The 18,341-nt window shown below is 39.1% G+C and carries 22 protein-coding genes; 6 read left to right on the forward strand and 16 right to left on the reverse strand.

Translation table 11 applies throughout. The annotated features are described in order from the left end of the window. Positions 1-134: 134 nt before the first annotated feature. On the forward strand, positions 135-347 hold the full coding sequence (tatA, locus tag H605_RS0110650) for a twin-arginine translocase TatA/TatE family subunit (protein WP_029054194.1): 213 nt from the start codon (positions 135-137) through the stop codon (positions 345-347). A gap of 87 nt (positions 348-434) precedes the next feature. On the opposite strand, the gene H605_RS17760 is transcribed toward tatA, so the two are convergent. Next, positions 435-1,340: a LysR family transcriptional regulator gene (locus H605_RS17760; protein WP_051210555.1), complete on the reverse strand. Its 906-nt coding sequence runs from the start codon at positions 1,338-1,340 to the stop codon at positions 435-437. A gap of 122 nt (positions 1,341-1,462) precedes the next feature. Here H605_RS17760 and H605_RS0110660 point away from each other — a divergent pair, with 122 nt between their 5' ends. Continuing rightward, entirely contained in the window at positions 1,463-2,164 is a 702-nt protein-coding gene (locus tag H605_RS0110660) for a YczE/YyaS/YitT family protein (RefSeq protein WP_029054195.1), read from the forward strand. A gap of 143 nt (positions 2,165-2,307) precedes the next feature. On the opposite strand, the gene H605_RS19670 is transcribed toward H605_RS0110660, so the two are convergent. The 3 genes from H605_RS19670 to H605_RS0110675 form a co-directional block, all read right to left on the reverse strand. Then, positions 2,308-3,090 carry an ASCH domain-containing protein gene (locus tag H605_RS19670; RefSeq protein ID WP_081657916.1) on the reverse strand — a complete coding sequence of 261 codons (783 nt, stop codon included), beginning with the start codon at positions 3,088-3,090 and terminating at the stop codon, positions 2,308-2,310. Positions 3,091-3,325: 235 nt separating this feature from the next. Next, the gene (locus H605_RS0110670; RefSeq protein ID WP_029054197.1) at positions 3,326-3,862 is read right to left on the reverse strand and encodes an acyl-CoA thioesterase; all 537 of its coding nucleotides are present in this window, start codon (positions 3,860-3,862) and stop codon (positions 3,326-3,328) included. Between the two features lie 145 nt (positions 3,863-4,007). Next, positions 4,008-4,829: a Cof-type HAD-IIB family hydrolase gene (locus tag H605_RS0110675; protein ID WP_037561921.1), complete on the reverse strand. Its 822-nt coding sequence runs from the start codon at positions 4,827-4,829 to the stop codon at positions 4,008-4,010. Between the two features lie 635 nt (positions 4,830-5,464). Between H605_RS0110675 and H605_RS0110680 the strand changes: the two genes are divergently transcribed. Beyond that, a complete protein-coding gene (locus tag H605_RS0110680; RefSeq protein WP_029054199.1) occupies positions 5,465-6,211 on the forward strand; it encodes an AAA family ATPase in 747 nt (248 codons plus the stop codon). A gap of 52 nt (positions 6,212-6,263) precedes the next feature. Here H605_RS0110680 and H605_RS18960 read toward each other — a convergent pair whose 3' ends face one another. Next, complete coding sequence (locus H605_RS18960; RefSeq protein ID WP_155979518.1) at positions 6,264-6,410, reverse strand: hypothetical protein; 147 nt, start codon at positions 6,408-6,410, stop codon at positions 6,264-6,266. 128 nt (positions 6,411-6,538) lie between these two features. Between H605_RS18960 and H605_RS0110690 the strand changes: the two genes are divergently transcribed. Together H605_RS0110690 and H605_RS17765 are read left to right on the forward strand one after the other, a co-directional pair. Next, entirely contained in the window at positions 6,539-6,730 is a 192-nt protein-coding gene (locus H605_RS0110690) for a hypothetical protein (protein WP_029054200.1), read from the forward strand. Between the two features lie 30 nt (positions 6,731-6,760). After that, complete coding sequence (locus H605_RS17765) at positions 6,761-8,383, forward strand: ABC1 kinase family protein (RefSeq protein ID WP_037561924.1); 1,623 nt, start codon at positions 6,761-6,763, stop codon at positions 8,381-8,383. A 33-nt stretch (positions 8,384-8,416) separates the two neighbouring features. Here H605_RS17765 and H605_RS0110700 read toward each other — a convergent pair whose 3' ends face one another. From H605_RS0110700 to H605_RS0110725, 6 genes are all read right to left on the reverse strand, one after another. Continuing rightward, positions 8,417-8,929: a YcxB family protein gene (locus tag H605_RS0110700; protein ID WP_029054201.1), complete on the reverse strand. Its 513-nt coding sequence runs from the start codon at positions 8,927-8,929 to the stop codon at positions 8,417-8,419. Next, a complete protein-coding gene (locus H605_RS0110705; RefSeq protein WP_029054202.1) occupies positions 8,913-9,503 on the reverse strand; it encodes a histidine phosphatase family protein in 591 nt (196 codons plus the stop codon). The genes H605_RS0110700 and H605_RS0110705 overlap by 17 nt, the downstream gene beginning before the upstream one ends. Positions 9,504-9,514: 11 nt before the next feature. Further along, complete coding sequence (locus H605_RS0110710) at positions 9,515-10,687, reverse strand: MFS transporter (RefSeq protein WP_029054203.1); 1,173 nt, start codon at positions 10,685-10,687, stop codon at positions 9,515-9,517. 96 nt (positions 10,688-10,783) lie between these two features. After that, positions 10,784-11,401: a peptide-methionine (S)-S-oxide reductase MsrA gene (gene msrA / locus H605_RS0110715; protein WP_232321264.1), complete on the reverse strand. Its 618-nt coding sequence runs from the start codon at positions 11,399-11,401 to the stop codon at positions 10,784-10,786. 140 nt (positions 11,402-11,541) lie between these two features. Beyond that, on the reverse strand, positions 11,542-12,096 hold the full coding sequence (locus H605_RS0110720; RefSeq protein ID WP_029054205.1) for a GNAT family N-acetyltransferase: 555 nt from the start codon (positions 12,094-12,096) through the stop codon (positions 11,542-11,544). Positions 12,097-12,144: 48 nt separating this feature from the next. Beyond that, positions 12,145-12,783: a pentapeptide repeat-containing protein gene (locus H605_RS0110725; RefSeq protein WP_029054206.1), complete on the reverse strand. Its 639-nt coding sequence runs from the start codon at positions 12,781-12,783 to the stop codon at positions 12,145-12,147. Between the two features lie 81 nt (positions 12,784-12,864). On the opposite strand from H605_RS0110725, the gene H605_RS0110730 reads away from it, so the two are divergent. Further along, on the forward strand, positions 12,865-13,353 hold the full coding sequence (locus tag H605_RS0110730; protein ID WP_029054207.1) for a DinB family protein: 489 nt from the start codon (positions 12,865-12,867) through the stop codon (positions 13,351-13,353). 45 nt (positions 13,354-13,398) lie between these two features. Here the strand turns inward: H605_RS0110730 and ytvA are convergent, their stop codons facing one another. The 5 genes from ytvA to opp3b all read right to left on the reverse strand — a co-directional run bounded on the left by ytvA (position 13,399) and on the right by opp3b (position 18,293). After that, the gene (gene ytvA / locus H605_RS0110735; protein ID WP_051210557.1) at positions 13,399-14,136 is read right to left on the reverse strand and encodes a YtvA family blue-light photoreceptor; all 738 of its coding nucleotides are present in this window, start codon (positions 14,134-14,136) and stop codon (positions 13,399-13,401) included. Positions 14,137-14,323: 187 nt separating this feature from the next. After that, positions 14,324-15,256 carry an ABC transporter ATP-binding protein gene (locus tag H605_RS0110740; protein ID WP_029054209.1) on the reverse strand — a complete coding sequence of 311 codons (933 nt, stop codon included), beginning with the start codon at positions 15,254-15,256 and terminating at the stop codon, positions 14,324-14,326. Beyond that, positions 15,256-16,320 (reverse strand): ABC transporter ATP-binding protein, encoded by a 1,065-nt coding sequence (locus tag H605_RS0110745; RefSeq protein WP_029054210.1) that lies wholly within the window; start codon positions 16,318-16,320, stop codon positions 15,256-15,258. Before H605_RS0110745 ends, H605_RS0110740 begins: the two co-directional genes overlap by 1 nt. A gap of 15 nt (positions 16,321-16,335) precedes the next feature. Next, a complete protein-coding gene (gene opp3C, locus H605_RS0110750) occupies positions 16,336-17,361 on the reverse strand; it encodes an oligopeptide ABC transporter permease (protein WP_029054211.1) in 1,026 nt (341 codons plus the stop codon). Continuing rightward, a complete protein-coding gene (gene opp3b / locus H605_RS0110755) occupies positions 17,361-18,293 on the reverse strand; it encodes an oligopeptide ABC transporter permease (protein ID WP_029054212.1) in 933 nt (310 codons plus the stop codon). The genes opp3C and opp3b overlap by 1 nt, the downstream gene beginning before the upstream one ends. Positions 18,294-18,341: the final 48 nt, after the last annotated feature.

Consider the following 18,341-nt stretch of genomic DNA (forward strand, 5'->3'; position numbering starts at 1 on the left):
CTTGGAAATTTAATCATAAGAGTGTAGAAATACTCTTCTTCATTTAAATCCTTAAATAGTGTTTTATGAGATCAAATATAGGTTATGATGTAAAGAGGACTACATTTTTTAAAGCTACGAGAGGAGGAATCGCTATGAACTTAGCCGCAATTGGAGTACCTGGCTTAATTATTATTTTAGTGATTATTTTAATTTTGTTCGGACCCCGTAAATTACCCGAAATTGGTTCGGCAGTAGGAAAAACGTTGTCTGAATTCAAGAAATCGGCAAAAGACATTATGGATGATGATGATGAGCCCAAGAAAATAGAAGTGCAAAAAGTAGAAACGAAAGAACAAGTGAAATAAAAATCTATACAAAAAATCCAATCACGTATGTGATTGGATTTTTACGTATTATGGTCTTTACCTACAGTCACAATCGCACCATATGGATTACTGCCAGTCATGGGTAATGTCGGTACGTATAGAATCTACTAACTCCCAAAAATGAGACGTCGCTTTAGAAACTCGTTCACCCTTCGTCTTAATCATGACTGGCTCAACACGGAAATCAAATTGCTTTAATTCATAGATTTTTAATTGTTCCATTGGTACCGCATAAGCTACTCGTGGAATAATAGAAAAGCCTAAACCTTTACTAACCATTGCAATTACGGTGGTCAGATCTTTGCTCTCCATTACAATGTCTGGAATAGTATGTGCTTCTTGAAAAGCTTTTAGGATGTTTTCATAATACGAATGGCCTTCCATTGCAGCAAGCATAATAAAAGGATGCTCGGCAAGATCTTGAAATGTAACAAGCTCGGATGAAAAAACATCTCCCCAGCTCCGCGGACACACTACCACATATTCCTGTTGTTTTAACGCCAATACATCACAGTGTGCACTATGTTCCAGTCGCAATAACAAAGCGACCTCAATTTCTTTATGATCCAGCTTCCTCAGCAATTCTTCGGAATTCCCTTTTTCAATGCTGATTTTGACATTCGGAAACAGTTTACGATATATGCTGACGTAGTCAACGAGCAGATTCAAGCAGGCAGACGAAACACCAATACGTAATGTTCCTGCACTACCTTTTTCAATTTCCTCGATTTGTCTCTTAACGTCCTCCATGCTAAGTAGTGATTTTTTTGCATATCGATACAGGATATGACCTGTTTCTGTCAGCTCCCATTTTTTTCGATAGCGATGAATCAACGTTGTACCAAGTTCCATCTCAAGCCTCTTCAATTGTTGACTAAGTGGTGGCTGAGCTATGTGCAGAATAAGTGCAGCTTTCGAAATACTTTCTTGATCTACAATTTCCTTGAAATAATGAAGCTGTTTAATCTCCATGGTTCTCACTCCGTTATACACTATTTCATATGTCGTCTTTCACTATTATATATTATTTATATCTCACTTTACATGATAAAATTAATTGTGTTAGATAACGAAAGCAGAGGTCCTTCTTCCATATGAATACTATTTCCAAACGACTTACCCTGTATGTAATAGGGTTATTTTTATTATCACTAGGCGTTAGCTTCTCTATACAGGCTAACCTTGGAGTTTCTCCTGTTTCATCATTAGCTTACGCTATCTCCCTCACATCCGGATTAACGATAGGGATAACGACAATACTTGCAAATATTTTATTTGTTTTCGCACAGATTCTTTTGAATAAAAAACGTGTTGGATTACGTGAATTCGTTGTTCAGTTAGTTATCGTATTCCTATTTGGTGTTTTTATGGATTTGACATTGGCCATCGTACAATTACTTCCTGCTCCTGAAACACTAGTAGGTAAGTATTTATTTTTATTGATAAGTTTTTATATTATATCAGCTGGATTGTTAGCCTATTTTTCAGCGGAATTGCCCTTAATGCCTTACGATGCACTGACGTATGTTGTAAGCGACCAATTTAAGATGAAATTCGGCAAAGCGAAAATCACTAGTGATTTGGTAAACGTCTCACTTGCGGGTATCGTCTGTTTAGTGTTTATTCAATCACTTGGGGCCATCGGTATAGGAACTATACTCGCCGCATATTTTATTGGGAAAATTCTTGGCAAGATCATGCCGCGTTTTCAGCCACTACTACAGAGTTGGGTATACAAAGGTAAAGATGTTGTAACGGTCAAAGAAAAAGAGGTAGTTGACCCTATTCAGCAATAATTTTATATAAACAAAAGGAGATGCTGAAAGTCGTAACAAAACGGCTTCGGCATCTCCTATTCATTTCAACATCAGTAGCTTAGCTTTGAAATGAATGCTGTTTTCACTATTTACTGTTAGCCCAATAATCCCTCATAACTAATTTAGTTCTTAAACACCAATTTAAACGTCTCACAAACTACCGGCATTTCATGATGAAAATCTTGATGAACTTCCTTTAATTCTTTTATGAAAAACTCTTCGTGAACTTCTTGCCAATAACGCAATGAACGATCACCTTCACCTTCCAAATACGCATGCTCTTCTGTCACTTTATCAAAAGGCACTACTTTTACTGAAACAGTCTCCACGACTGCGACTGCCATTCCCTTGCCGTCAAGAATGATATTATGAAGACCTACCATCGGTAATGGTTCACCTTCTAATTCATAGAGTCTATAGTTAGATGAAGTCGCTGTTTTAGTTCCCTTCACTACTAATTCTGCAAGTTCATCCGCCATTTGTTTCGAATTTCCGAAAGACCATGCTTCGTAATGTTCAGGTGCATCGGGATGAACATTCTTAAATTCTTCCCACATCCGTTGAATTGACTCGTTACTAATATATTCTTTCCATGCGGTTATTCCGCCTTCCAATACCGTAACATCGTAATCTCTACTAGAAAGGATATTTGCACATTTAGTTGCAGAATTTCCTGTTGTACATGTAATAATCATTTCTCTATCTTTCGTTAACTGTGGATTCACTTTCTCTACTTCGTCTTCTAACGCAAAGATTTCCGTTTTCGGCATGTTTATATCTTCTACCGTGTTAGCTTCGATATGAAAATGGTTATATTTGTCCTCAGCACGTACATCTACAAGTACAAGTGCTTCCTCGGCTTTTATTTTCCTGAACAATTCCTCTGCAGTAATCGTTTTAACCATAAACGAATCATCTCCTTGCTTCTACTATAATACCTCTCATTATAGCTGTAACTAACTATATTTTGATACGTGAAGCTATTTATGTAGTTAATTATATTTTATAACAATAAAAAGATAGGTATCCTCCAAGAAAATTAATTAGAGAACGTCCTATCTATTCGTAGTATGTAACAAAGTATTGAGTTTTATACATCTTTTATAAAAATACTCAGTCAAACGTAGTTGACTGAGTATTTTATGCATTGACTTGTGCCGGATCATGCCATGGATAGTTATTCGTTAATACTGAGGCCAAATCTTTACTTTGCTGTTTACGCATGATACGAATTTCCGCTCGCTGTGGTGCAGTTTCATGTAAATATATTTCTTCTTCTGTTTCAGGAATAACACGTGGAACCGTTAGTGGCTTTTTATTTTCATCCAATGCAACAAATGTTAACAATGAGGTGGCCGCAATTTTACAACTACCAGTTGCCAAATCCTCCGCAATAACTTTCACAAATATTTCCATGGAAGATTTTCCAGTCCATGTCACATATGACTCAAAGCAGACTGAATCGGAAGGACGGATTGGATACAGAAAGTCAACGGAATCCATAGATGCCGTAACACAATCTGCTCTGCTGTGCCGAGCTGCTGAAATCGATGCAATTTGATCAATATCGCTCATTAAACGTCCGCCAAACAATGTATTATGGTTGTTGACATCATTTGGAAATACCCTGCTCGTTCGTACGACCCTTGATTCCCGACACTGCTTTTCTAGTTTCATTGTAAATATGGCCTCCTCCAAGATGTGAACCAAATTACTCTATGAGTAATTTGAAAAATTAAAATATTCCCTTTTTGTATATCATCTAAATATACTCTTCGTTCACATAACTGTCAACAATGAAATCTAATTCATGCCTTTTGACTCACTGCTTAATACTATCATGCAGTAATGGAATATCTTTTTCCTTTAGTAAACCTACCTTGATTAAGCCTTTCATAATACCATCATCTGAACAAGATGCAGTGATGAAATCTGCTACCTCTTTTAATTCCGGTATGGCATTCTCCATAGCTACCCCGATACCTACTGTCTCGATCATTTGCATGTCATTCGCACCATCTCCAAATGCATAGCTGTTTTCAATAGGTATATTCATGTGTTCTAGCATTTTTTGAATACCAATCGCCTTGGAAGCCCCTTCTGGCAACATATCCACCGAGTTTTCATCCCATCTTATAAAGGAATAATCCTTGAATAACTCCATGTACTTTTCCGTTTCCTTAGGAGTGGAGTAAATTTGTACTTGATTCACGTCAGAGTGAGAATATACTTCAGAATCTACAGGGGGATAAGGTATTTTTAAACGTGCTGTTCCCTCTTGAACAAGTGGATGTTCTTTTACGTTCGTTACGAATGACTCAAACGTGGAGTATGTCAATCCATGCCCTTGTTTATGTGCATAATCGGTAAGTTGTTGTATAACCTCAGGCTTCATAGGATTCGAGTAGATTATCTCTCCATCCAATACCACATGCTGTCCATTCATGGAAATATAGGAATCAAACGATAGTTCTTCTAGTAACCATTTGAACATAAGTGGTGCCCTACCAGTACAAATAACAGTGTATATGCCTTTTTCCCGCAATGCCGCGAGTGATTGTTTCGTCGAGTCTAAAATTGTTTTGTCATGATTCATTAATGTTCCATCTAAATCAAAGAACACGATCTTTTGATCTTGATTCATTTTACATACCCCTTTCATTACTCGTTGTCTACCATGTATTCTATCAACAACCCATCACATATGCTGTGAAGTTGCTTGAAAATTCAATATGCGATCACTAAAAACAACAAACTGTATTTGATATTTTCGTGATGGCACGTTATTCTTTTTGTAGAACGCATTTTTTATTAAAAATAGGCGGAGGGTATTTAATAAATATCTTTGAAGATGGGCATCGACAGGTAGATTGATCAATCCTTTAACACAAGATGCTTGTGCATTTTACGCTAATCACTCTGTATTGGAAGAGTTTGCAGGTGTTGTGTATGAAGAGGATGAAGGAGTAAAAGTCGCAAATACATTAGCGGATGATAAAGCGGTCTTCATGAAAAACCATGTCCCCTTAACGGTTGATGCTATTGCACTTTGGTTTAGTAGGCTCGAACGTTCATGCCAGGTTCACTTAAGCCGCCGGCATTGTAAGTCCTATTCCTCCAGAGCATGCCGAAAGCACTCCAAAACAAGTAGGTAGGGATATTGACGGTTAGCAAAATTTCAACCCACTATGGGAAAAAATCATACGCGAAGAGCCCGACCTTTTGAATTGATTTCCGTACGTTAACAATCATTGTATACCATAGAGAGAGGAGAATCGTATGTACTCAGACACATTCATTCGTGGAATGCGTTTAAAGCGTGATCAAGTTCCTTCATTTGAAGAGTATCCTTTTCATTTGCCAAGTATCAACACGCTAACTGAGCTAGTTTTGCATCCGAACGTGACATTTTTTGTCGGAGAGAATGGTATGGGGAAGTCGACATTACTTGAGGCTATTGCCGTTGCCTTTGGTTTCAATCCTGAAGGTGGTTCACTAAACTTCAACTTTTCTACTTATAATTCCCATTCCGTATTGGATGAATATATTACGCTCATCAAAGGCGTCATACGACCGACCGATGGATTCTTTTTGCGTGCTGAAACTTTCTACAATTTAGCAACGACAATTGAAGAGCTAGATCGTGCACCTGGTCCTAGCCCTAGGATTATAGATGGCTTTGGGGGGACTTCATTGCATGAACAGTCCCATGGCGAATCATTTTGGGCAACATTCATTCATCGCTTTAGAGGGAATGGCATTTATTTACTGGATGAGCCAGAAGCAGCTTTATCACCAATGCGTCAACTATCCATGTTAAGCAGGATCCACGATTTAGTTGGTGAAGGCTCACAGTTCATGATTGCAACGCACTCCCCACTTCTACTATCTTATCCAGGTGCAAAAATCATCGAATTTACTGATGAAGGTGCGCAAGAAACGACACTAGAAGAAACAAGTCATTACCAAATTATGAAGCAGTTTTTTGATGATAAGGACCGTATGTTACATTATTTGCTAAAATAAATGAATAGGATGAAAAAGCGATTATTTCCGCGGAAATAATCGCTTTTTAACTTTATTTATTTTCCTTTTTCACTTGTTCCCTTGCATCTTTCTTTATTTCTTCTACCTGTTCTTCTGCTTTTTTTGCTGCATCATTAGCTACTTTTGCTGAACTCTTATCATGATCATCATTAGGTGTATCTGCATAACTCTTTGTCATTTTCCACACTCCCGTCTAATTTATATAACTTTATTATTCCCAAGAACTGCGAAATAAAAACACGCATTTTAAATTCCTCGTTTTTTCATGATACAATGAGGGTAAAACTTAAGAAAGGTGGACTACTTGTGTCGAAGAAATTGGCTATGTATCTGTCCATGCTTGTAATCGGCTTTACATTTTTATTTTTAGCGATTTTTCTCGATTTACCTGAAAAATTGAAGTGGTTATTTTTAGCGATCGCAATCATATTAAATGTTACATGTGCGATAGCTGCGATGAGAATTGGCTTAAATGAGATGAAACCTAGTAAAAAATAATTATGTATGTTGCAGAAAGAAGGACTGCCTATGAAGCGTTCTACTGGCTATCGTATTATACGTATCGTCTGGATGGCGGTCGTGTTTTTTATTCAAGTACTATTATTCCAGAAACGTCATCGAGGTAATTTCACACCTGCTGTCGCCGAAAAATGGAACACGCTTGTTACCAATCAAGCAAAAATCTATAAAAAGACAGCTCTTGAGTTAGGTGGATTACTCGTCAAACTAGGGCAGTTCCTTTCTACACGTGCAGATATCATGCCCGCATCATTCATTGAGGAGTTAGAGGGTCTGACTGATCAAGTAACACCGGTCCCTTCAGAAATGGCATTACAATTACTAGATGATGAATGGGATAAACCGCATAGCGAGTACTTACGAGATATCTCGTCAAAGCCTGTCGCATCCGCGTCTATCGGCGAAGTATACAAGGCAGTACTACATAATGGATCAGAAGTTGCTATTAAAATCCAACGCCCTGACATTGAACGGATTTTGCGCGCGGATTTTAAAGCGGTACGAATTGTGATTTGGCTTGCGAAAAAGTGGTCTTCATTGAGTAAACAAATCGATTTGAATGTACTTTATCAAGAAATGGCAGACGTTATCGGGGCAGAATTGAATTTTGTCGAAGAGATGAGAAACGGACGAGGTTTTGCCGAACGCTTCCCGAATATGACAGGAGTAAAATTCCCCGTCTACTATGATGAGTATACGACTCGAAAAGTGCTTGTAATGGAATGGATTGAAGGTGCTAAAATAACCGATCTTGCGTTTCTTGAAAAGCATCATATCGATCGCAAAGATTTATCTAATCGGCTCTTCCGTTTATTTTTAGAACAAATCCTTGAAGGAGGTCAGTTCCACGCTGATCCCCATGGCGGTAATATTCTCATACGTTCAGACGGTACGCTCGTATTGATTGATTTCGGTATGGTAGTAAATATTACAAAAGAAGATGCGGATGCGATGTTTGTCGTTACAGAAGGTGTAATTTTAAAACAATACGATCGTGTGATTGACGGTCTCGAAACTTTGAACTTTTTACTCCCTCATGCAAACCGTAAAGTGTTGGCAAAAGCAATTGAGAAAGTTGTTAAAGCATATGAAACGAATGACTTATATGACGTGAATAGTATGGTTGTAGAAAATCTTCTACAAGATCTGCAAGTCATTGTCCGAACACAACCTGTGCAAATGCCTGCTGAATTTGCATTTTTAGGTCGTGCAGTCTCTGTTTTTGTCGGTGTGCTATATATACTAGATCCCGAAATAGATCTGCTCGCTATTACACGCCCCCGTTTAGTTGAATGGGCCAAGAAAAAAAGTAAAGAGAAGAACCCTTTCACGAATAGAAAAGAGTACCAACGCACAGTATTAGCTGGCCTGGGACAGATTCGCAGTTTCGGTCCAAAAATCTCTTCGTTTTTGGAGCAACCTGTATTGATCCATACGTATCTCAAACAACGAGATATAGATCAACGTACATTTCAAGTGAAGATGCAAAACCGTCTATTCGCTGGAATTATCGCGGTTGGATCTTTCTCAACACTAGCCTATAGCTTGATAGATTCCTATACCGAACTGGCAATTGGGTCAGGTATTATACTGCTAATTTCATTTTGGAGATATCGTCGGTTAGGAAAATAAAAAATCAGAGGCTCGGTAGCCTCTGATTTTTATTTACGCTTTAATCCGCTGTTGAACGTAAGTCTTTAGCCCATCAACGGAGTATACACCTCGCTTCGGAATAATGTATGCACTCACCGTACTCGTATATATATAGAAATAATCCGGGTCTTCTATTAGCTGCTTCACACCAGCCCATTGTACCTTTGTTTCACCAACTGCTGTCTGATCTGCTATGCCTGTCTTATTCAGCTTCATAAAATGTTCTCCAACAAGCCCTTCATTCTTACCGCCTTTAAGCATCTTGCTCACTTGTCGTGTAATATGAAAGTAAAAATATTTAGGATAAAAAATTACCCATAATATCGCAGTTAGCCCAAACGTAACAAATAACGGACCTTTCGCCATATCCGTAAAAACAGTTAAAAAATATGCAAACAGTAAAAATATTAGCGGCGATATATACCGCTGCCATTGCAATGAATTTTTACCGACTTTAGAATTCTTCACATGATATAAATTAAACGCTATCACATCTTGTTCCGTTAATTCATAGTGGATTTCCATTTAGTCCTCCCGTTACGTGTAGTGTGTCATTTAACAGCAAGCAACTTTTCTTTTCTATATTGATTATAGTCAATGAAGCGTTATCGATCTTGACTGTATATTTTTCATCTTCCATCAAAGCCACAATCACCCGTTTTATAAAACTACCATGACTTACGACGAGTAGACGTTGATTAGGATTCTCCTGGACCTGTTCATTCACAAATTCAAGACCTCGGGCCACAACATTTTCTCCCGTCTCGAACTGCAAATCTAGTTCTCTCCACTGAGGCCCCCACTTCTGCTGTCGTTCTTGCTCCGTCGTTCCTTCGATCAAACCGCCACTTCGCTCGCGCAGTCGATCGTCTTCCACAACTTCAATCCCCGATTGAGCGGCAATTAAATCTGCGGTCTGTCTAGCACGTGTCATAGGGCTAGTAAATATGAGGTCCCAATTCTCATCCGCCAAGCGCAATGCCAGCTTCTTTACAGTCTCTATACCTTCTTCGTCCAACGGAATATTCGAACTCCCTTGTGCACGTCCTTCTTTATTCCATGCAGTCACACCATGCCGGACAAAACCAATAATCGTCAATTCAATTCCCCCTAGATATTAGGCCTGAAAGATGGCGTTCGTTTAATCCATAGATAATTCAATACTGCGCCAAGTAATAATACAAATGCTCCGAAATAAAACGGATAATCGACATCTACATCAAATAACGCTCCACCGATGATTGGACCGAAGACATTTCCGATACTCGTGAACATCGAGTTCATGCCACCAACAAATCCTTGTTCATTTCCCGCAATTTTCGACAAATAAGAAGTCGCTGCCGGTCGTATCAAGTCAAACCCTACAAAAATAATCATTGTAACAGCCAGTACGGAAAAGTAACTTTGCACGAACGTTGTCAGAAAAACTAAAATGGATGAAAAGATTAAACAAAAAAAGATCAGACGTTTCTCTCCTATCGTTCTCGCAAGCTTGTCGAATAACACTACTTGCGCGACTGCTCCGACCAGACCGCCTCCTGTAATGATGATTGCAATGTCTTTCGGCGTGAATCCAAACTTATGATCAACGAATAAGCTGAAAATCGATTCAAATGAAGCGAGGCCAAAAGATAAAATCAATATAATAATAAAGACGATAAAATAATGACGTGCAAAAATCCGCTTCAACCCAGGTTTAGTTACATCCTCCGCTACCGCTTCTTGATAACGTTCTGGTTCACGTAATGCAATAAAGGAAAAGATCGCCGCAAACAAAGCCAATCCTCCAGCAAAGAAGAAAGGAACCCGAGTACCATGTGTCGCTAAAAATCCGCCAACCCCTGGACCTAATATAAATCCGGTAGATATGGCAGCAGACATAAAACCTAATGCCTTAGAACGAGTTTCCATCGTGGTGATATCTGCAATAAAGGCAGTAACAGCCGGCATAATGAAAGCCGCACTAATCCCACCTAAAATCCGGGATGCAAATAGTACGGGCAATGTCTGTCCAATCCCAAACAAGAATTCAGAAGAACTAAAAATGATCAAACCTACGACAATCATCTTTTTTCGACCAAAGGTATCTACCCATCTTCCTGATAGTGGTGAAATAAGCAGTTGGGCCATCGCAAAAGTCGCGACCATATAACCAACCACCGTACCCGATATATGTAATTCATTCATTAATCTTGGCATGACAGGTATGACTAATCCGATTCCTAAAAATGCGATCAGTAAATTGGTTAGTAGCAGACCTAACGTGATGGATTCTTTTTTCATGTACTCTCTCCTACGCTCATTCTAAGTTGATATTGGAATATCATAGCAACCACCGATTGAAGTTACAAGAAGAAAACTTCCAGTATTTCACTGATTTCACCACTTTAATATCATGAACTGCCGAATGAGTTGCTGACGTGCATTTTCAGGTAATGGCCAACTTTCAATTTCAGTCACAATTTGATCACGCGTGCCAAAACCTTTGACAAATCCATTCAATCTTGCCGCAAATGTCGAATTGATAAGCGACTCCTCAGAAGGATATAGCCAATATAACTTATCCAAGACATTCGGATAACGCTTCAAATAATATTTCTGATGGCGGTCTTCAGCTAAAGTAAAATGACCTACAGGGGTAATTTCCGTTTCAATTGGTTCACCAAGCTCTTTCTCCATTTCACTTTTTACTAAATCGATTATCAGTTTTTGTTGTTGGTTATGAAAGCGCAATGATGAGACATACTGTTGCCCTTTGTATTGATCACGATTCGGATAGTGATTACGCCAAAAATGAAGAAGTATTTCTTCATAAGAAATACTTGTAGGATCATAATCGATTTCCACCGTTTCAGTATGATCTTCTATCGTCTTATAGGTTGGCGCCACTGTAGTCCCACCTGTGTAACCTACTCGTGTTCTTATGACGCCTTGCAAGCTACCAAAGCGTGCTTCAGGACCCCAAAAACATCCCATTCCAAATGTTGCGATTTCCAACCTCCTGTTCTTCGTTAGCTCTTTATCAATTTCAGTAGTAGTTAGCAGAACGATTCACCCCTTTATGTTAATTGTACTATAACCAAAATATAATGATAAAAAACAGAGTCCATTTTAAAAAGGACTCTGCACGAAACGTTTCACGATTTTTTACACTTCTTCCACTCATCTTCTAACATTCCATATACGATTAAATCATGATAATGATCATATAAAAACTCTCCGTCGCGAATAACTCCCTCTCTCTTAAATCCTAATCGCTCAGGAACTGCCTGACTTTTTGTATTCCCCATGGCACATCGGATTTCTACGCGATGTAGATCATATTCTTCAAATGCATAGTCTACTAGGGAAGACACTACTGAAGTCATAATGCCTTTTCCCTGATATTCATGCGCCAGCCAATAACCAATACTCGTTTGTCTATTTGTATAGTTTACTGTATGGAATCCTGCAAAACCTGCCAGATGTCCCTTGTACATAATACCTGCCTGGAAACCATCCTCATCAGCGAATTGTTGTAACCACGCATGAATGATTGGACCATACTGATCCACTTCCGTCATAGAATCCACCCACGGTAACCACTCGCGTAAGTGTTCCCTTGATCCATCCACAACAGCGAATAATTCTTCTGCGTCTTTCTGTCCCACTAATCTTAATGAAATATCCTCTGTTACTTGATGCTCAAACATAGCATAGCTCCTTTAATTGAAGTTATTTTAGTACCTAGTCCATTCGCTTTATTCATCACGAATATCTAATCCCAACATGGAAGCAAATTGAATTGCTTGTAAAGAAGATACGATACAACCATCCAATTCCTTCATAGATACTGTTATGCTCTTAAATTCTGAAGTGTTGATTTCCACGCCTTTTAGAGGTGTCTCGTCAAAACTTGCAGAATCCAAATTACAGTTTATGAAATACGTATGTTTCAGTTTACAATCGAAGAAATCTGCATCTCTCACTTGGCAGTTCTCGAAACACACTCTTTCCCATCTTGCATGGACAAATGCAGAGAGACTGCAAATACACTCCTCAAATAACACATCCGTAAATCTGGCATTCGTGAAATTGACACCAAGCATTTTACAATTATGAAAACTCACTCGATGTATACTTATACCCGTCAAGTCTGCATTGGAAAAATCGCAATTTTCAAATCGAACATCTGTAGCAAATAGCTCTGGTAGAAAAGCACCTTGAAAACTAGAATTCTTAATGAGCATGCTTGTTAATTGTGCATGTTCTATTGTTTGCCCATCTATTCGTGAATCGATAATACTTGCATTTTGTAGAGATGAATCCTCCTCGTGAAGTAAGTCTTGTAACTGCACCGGCGTTAAACGATCGGGTATTTTAGGTTGATGTATTTTCACGCTTCGCACTCCTTTTCTTCAAGCTTTTATAAAAGATTTATTGTCTAGTCAATGATACTATTATAAAAAGGGGTGACGACTATGGAAATTAATGATCAAGCACGCAAAGAGCTTTTAGCACAAGTAGAACACCTATCGGATGAAGTGATTAATCAGAAACCATCTGAAGATAGATGGTCCATTAAACAAATCTTAGAACATCTGTATTTAATGGAAGGTAGCGTCGCTAAAACTATTCAAACTAAGCTTTCTGACGAAGACCAAAACATTACTACAGATAAGCCGATTCAATTAACTGTTGATCGTTCTAGAAAAGTAGATGCACCCGATTTTGTGATACCAACTACAGAATTTTCTACTCTCCACGACTTGAAATGTAAGCTCAAAGCTACTCATTCGACTTTACACGGTGTAGCCGAAAACACGTCGGAAGATCAACTAGCAGTAAAGTCTTATCCACACCCTGTTTTTGGCGAAATGAGCCTTACGCAGTGGATTCCATTCGTCGGCTACCACGAACTCCGCCATATTGAACAAATTAAAGATGTAAAAGAACAACTCGGTATCTGATAAAGACCTCTACTCTAACTTTTCGTTAGGGTAGAGGTCTTTTCTCTATCGCTGAATATAGTGAATTGCTTGCTGTATACTTGAAAAAGTTTTTAATTTTTGTTGAGGATCTTTAGCTGCTGCTAATTTATGTGCAAGTTCTGGCGAGATGCCTGTAATATAAAGTTGACACCCTATAAGCGTCAGTACTTGCTGTATTTCCAACAACCGATCAATTGAAGTCCCTTGTTGCCAGTATAAACCTGTTATATCAATCATTACATGATCTACTTCATTCGAGTGAACATAGTCACTCAATTTTGTAATTAATAGATTAAAACGTTCTTCCGTCATTTGACCAATTAATGACACGGCCGCCAAATCATCATAAATTCTCATAATAGGTAACATTAGCTGTTCTATTTCATGGTCTTTTGTATGTAGCTCTTCTATTTGTCTGTATTGTACTGAAACATCAGTTTGCGTACTAATATAATAGGGTACTCCGTCAATTATAATTGGACGGATACTAAGTCGATTCCAAAATAATGTTCCGTCTTTTTTATAGTTTTTCAAAACGACTGTGATAGGCACTCTTTCAGAAACAGCTTTTCTGATCTTCGATACTGCAGTTGGATCTGTATCTTTGCCTTGAAGAAACCTACAATTACGCCCAAGTGTTTCTTCTTGAGTATACCCCGTCATCGTTTCGAATGTTTTGTTAGCAAAAATTATCGGATTATCCTCTTGCGAAGCATCTGTTATTAGTGCTCCAACTCTACTACCATTAATGACTGCTTCCATCAATTGTCTTTGAACAGTCTCCGTCAATTTCTTTATTTCAAACACACCCTATCGATTCAAATGGTATTTATTATTTCCATACTAGCACAATGTTCGAGGAAACGTACAAATTATCAGGTAAACTGTTGGATTGAATTAGTTAAAAAGAAAATCCCCCTGACAACCATAGAGTCAGAAGGATCTTATCTTATACACGTGTAGCTTGCATCTCGGCGAGTTCTTTCTCTGAACATAATACAAAGTGTTCAGGAGCAATTTCATGAAATTCCACTTTTTCGTCAGGACCATATTGATGGTCCTTCGGATTATACGGATGGCGCACACGGGAACGTTCATAAATAGGATCGGGTAAAGGAATTGCTGACAGCAAAGATTTTGTATAAGCGTGCATGGGGTTTCGATATAACTCATCCGCTGGAGCCATCTCCACCAGTTTACCGAAATACATTACGCCAATACGATCGGAAATGTATTTTACCATCGATAGATCATGAGCGATGAATAAATACGTCAGCCCTTTTTCTTCCTGCAGTTCTTTCAACAAGTTGACGACTTGCGCTTGAATGGAAACATCCAGCGCTGAGATCGGCTCATCCGCAATGATGAATTCGGGATCTACAGCTAATGCACGTGCAATTCCGATACGCTGACGCTGACCGCCTGAGAACTCATGCGGGTAACGCTCAGCATGCTCACGGTTCAAACCAACAGTCTCAAGCAAGTCAATTACTCTTTGTTTACGCTCCGTTTTACCTTTTACTAAACCATGTATATCTAATCCTTCTGCAATAATATCCAAAACTTTCATACGTGGATTCAAAGAAGCATAAGGATCTTGGAAGATCATTTGCATCTTTCTATTCAATTCATGATTTTCCTTTTTACTTTTTGGCGCGTGTACATCGACCCCATTGTAGAGAACTTGACCTGCTGTCGCATCATATAATCGGATTATTGTACGACCTGTTGTGGATTTACCACAACCTGACTCGCCTACTAAACCGAATGTTTCTCCGCGCTTAATAGTGAAGCTAATATCATCAATCGCACGAACCTCAGTAGATTTCCCTGCATTAAAATATTGTTTAAGGTTACGCACTTCAATTAAATTGTCTGACATCACACAGTACCTCCCGTCTGATCAACATAGTACCGGCTACCTTTAAATGTTTTCATACGTTCAATAATAAGGGCAGGCGGTTCAACCTGTGGTGCTTGCGGGTGCAATAACCATGTCGCTGCGTAATGTGTATCGCTCACTTTGAAGAAAGGAGGCTGACGCTCCATATCGATCTTCATTGCATATTCACTACGCAAAGCGAACGCATCCCCTTTTGGTGGATTTAATAAATCAGGCGGTGTACCTGGAATCGCATATAGCTTTTGATCTTCTAAATCCATAGATGGCATGGAGCTTAGTAAGCCCCATGTATATGGATGCTGTGGATTATAGAAGATTTCATCTACTGTACCGATTTCAACGATTCGGCCACCATACATAACCGCCACTCGGTCGGCGACGTTTGCTACTACACCGAGGTCATGCGTGATAAATATGATAGACGTATCAGTCTTCTTCTGGATGTCTTTCATCAGTTCGAGAATCTGCGCTTGTATCGTGACATCCAGTGCTGTGGTCGGCTCATCCGCAATCAATACTTTCGGATTACATGCAAGCGCAATCGCAATAACGATTCGCTGACGCTGTCCACCAGAAAATTGGTGAGGGTACATCTTGTAACGATTTTCGGCATTCGGTATACCGACCAAATTCAATAGTTCAATCGTCTGCTTACGCGCTTGTGATTTATTCAGCTTTTGGTGTTTTAAGATTGGCTCCATGATTTGTCTTCCAATTGTCATAGTTGGATTTAACGAAGTCATCGGATCCTGGAAGATCATCGAAATATCTTTCCCACGAATCTTTTGCATATCTTTTTCAGGAATTTTCGTTAGATCTTTTCCTTCAAATAGAATTTGACCATTCTTATATTCAGCACTTGATTTAGGCAGGAGTCGCATGATTGATTTCGTCGTTACAGATTTACCCGATCCTGACTCACCTACAACAGCGAGCGTCTCTCCTTTATGCAAATCAAAGTTTACGCCACGAATCGCTTTCACTTCACCTGCAAATGTGTGGAAGGAAAGCTCGAGGTCTTTTACTTCTAATACTTTTGTCAACTTGCTCTCCTCCTCTTAATCTTTCATTTTAGGATCTAATGCATCGCGTAGTCCGTCACCTATTAAGTTAAATGCAATCATAAGAACACTGATGACAATGGCTGGGAACAATAGAACGTATGGTTGATTCTCCATCACTTTGTATCCGTCATTGATCAATGTACCTAATGAAGCAGCTGGTGGCTGGAGTCCGATTCCGATAAAGCTTAAGAACGCTTCAAAGAAAATAGCATTTGGAATGGTGAACATCGTATTGATGATGATAATCCCCAGCATGTTCGGCAATAAGTGTTTCGTAATGATTTTTCCATCCTTGGCGCCTAAAGTACGTGAAGCCAATACGAATTCCTGTGATTTATATTTCAATGTCTGTGCACGTACAATACGCGACATCCCGATCCAACCAGTTATGATGATCGCGACAATGATAGCGGCTATCCCGGGGTCCATAATCATAATCATCAAAATAACGACAATTAGCGTAGGAATACCGATTAAAATCTCAACAACCCGTTGCATGATGTCATCTGTCCGTCCACCAAAGTATCCGGAAATCCCTCCGTATGCAACACCTATAACCATATCAATGGCTGCAGCTACGAATGCAATGAATAGCGATACACGAGTTCCTTCCCAAAGTCTTGTAAACAAGTCTCGACCCAGTCCATCCGTACCGAACCAATAATATTCATCCACTTTTTTCATTTCATATAAATTGACTGTCTTCCCTGCCAGCTTACCATCTCCATCAAAAAGCCCTGTAGCTTCAATGCCAGGAATTTTCGGCGGTAAGTTTGCATGGCGTAAGTTTTGCGCGTCACCCGCATGTCCATTTAAAAGTGGACCGATGAGTGCCATGAGTATAACTAATAAAAGTATGACCATACTGACAATAGCCGCTTTATTTTTACGTAGACCTAACCATGCATCTTGCCAGAAACTTAAACTTGGCTTCTCTATTCGTTCTGCCTGATCCGCGTCGATAGTAATCCGTTCAAAATCTTGTGGGGTTAATTTTTCTTGTTCGATTTCATTGCGCATTATCCTTTACCTCCAGACACACGGATACGCGGATCGATAACTCCGTATAAAATATCCACTATAAAAATAACCAAAATGAGGAAAGCAGAGAACAATAATGTCGTACCCATGATTGTGGCATGGTCATTCGTCATGATCGACGAAACGAATTGCTCACCTATTCCTGGAATAGCAAAAATTTGTTCTACAACGAGTGAACCTGTTACCAAACCAGCTGCGAGTGGTCCGAGAACTGTGATCAAAGGTATTAATGCATTTCGGAAAGCGTGTTTGAAAGCAATTTCAAAACCATTGGCACCTTTTGCTTTAGCCAAAATAATGTAATCTGAATTCAATACTTCTATCATCTCAGTCCGTATGAAGCGCGCGGATAGCGCAAGCGGCCCCATAGCGAGTGCAAGCGATGGCAGGACACTAGATTTCCAACCATCATTCCATAAACCGACTGGTAATAGATGCCATTCTGAAGCGATCCAATACTGTAGCAATGATGCAAATACAAAGGATGGAATGGAAATACCGAGTATCGCTAAAAAGGTGCTTCCGTAATCCCAAAATGTATTATGCTTTAAAGCGGCAAGCATACCTAGTAGGATTCCGACAATAGTCCCGAAGACCATCGCTTGCGCTCCCAAGATTAAAGAAGGTTTTAATCTCGTAGCCAATAAATCGTTGACACTTTTGCCTTTAAATACGAAAGATGTTCCCAAATCACCTTTTGCCAGGTTTTTCATATAGATTGCATATTGCACAGGCTTAGGCTTATCGATTCCATACTTCTTTTCAACAATCGCTTTCTGTGTATCATTCAATTTGTTGTAAGAAGCGATCGGTGAACCTGGCAAAGTTTGCATGAGGAAAAAAGAGGCCGTTGCAATTAAAAACAGCGTTATGAACATATATACTATGCGTTTTCCAATATACTTAACCACGGTACGTTACACCTCCAAAAAAGTTTCTTACTTGCTATGCAAGTAACC

Source organism: Sporosarcina ureae DSM 2281, from assembly GCF_000425545.1.
GTDB classification, from domain to species: domain Bacteria; phylum Bacillota; class Bacilli; order Bacillales_A; family Planococcaceae; genus Sporosarcina; species Sporosarcina ureae.

Coding starts and splice junctions, on each gene's coding strand:
- H605_RS0110720 (WP_029054205.1), bottom strand. CDS start 12,096: ATGTTTGAGCATCAAGTAACAGAGGATATTTCATTAAGATTAGTGGGA.
- H605_RS0110710 (WP_029054203.1), bottom strand. CDS start 10,687: ATGAAAAAAGAATCCATCACGTTAGGTCTGCTACTAACCAATTTACTG.
- H605_RS0110740 (WP_029054209.1), bottom strand. CDS start 15,256: ATGTCAGACAATTTAATTGAAGTGCGTAACCTTAAACAATATTTTAAT.
- H605_RS0110730 (WP_029054207.1), top strand. CDS start 12,865: ATGGAAATTAATGATCAAGCACGCAAAGAGCTTTTAGCACAAGTAGAA.
- H605_RS18960 (WP_155979518.1), bottom strand. CDS start 6,410: ATGACAAAGAGTTATGCAGATACACCTAATGATGATCATGATAAGAGT.
- ytvA (WP_051210557.1), bottom strand. CDS start 14,136: ATGGAAGCAGTCATTAATGGTAGTAGAGTTGGAGCACTAATAACAGAT.
- H605_RS0110675 (WP_037561921.1), bottom strand. CDS start 4,829: ATGAATCAAGATCAAAAGATCGTGTTCTTTGATTTAGATGGAACATTA.
- opp3C (WP_029054211.1), bottom strand. CDS start 17,361: ATGCGCAATGAAATCGAACAAGAAAAATTAACCCCACAAGATTTTGAA.
- H605_RS0110670 (WP_029054197.1), bottom strand. CDS start 3,862: ATGAAACTAGAAAAGCAGTGTCGGGAATCAAGGGTCGTACGAACGAGC.
- H605_RS0110660 (WP_029054195.1), top strand. CDS start 1,463: ATGAATACTATTTCCAAACGACTTACCCTGTATGTAATAGGGTTATTT.
- H605_RS19670 (WP_081657916.1), bottom strand. CDS start 3,090: ATGGTTAAAACGATTACTGCAGAGGAATTGTTCAGGAAAATAAAAGCC.
- H605_RS17760 (WP_051210555.1), bottom strand. CDS start 1,340: ATGGAGATTAAACAGCTTCATTATTTCAAGGAAATTGTAGATCAAGAA.
- H605_RS0110680 (WP_029054199.1), top strand. CDS start 5,465: ATGTACTCAGACACATTCATTCGTGGAATGCGTTTAAAGCGTGATCAA.
- tatA (WP_029054194.1), top strand. CDS start 135: ATGAACTTAGCCGCAATTGGAGTACCTGGCTTAATTATTATTTTAGTG.
- H605_RS0110700 (WP_029054201.1), bottom strand. CDS start 8,929: ATGGAAATCCACTATGAATTAACGGAACAAGATGTGATAGCGTTTAAT.
- H605_RS17765 (WP_037561924.1), top strand. CDS start 6,761: ATGAAGCGTTCTACTGGCTATCGTATTATACGTATCGTCTGGATGGCG.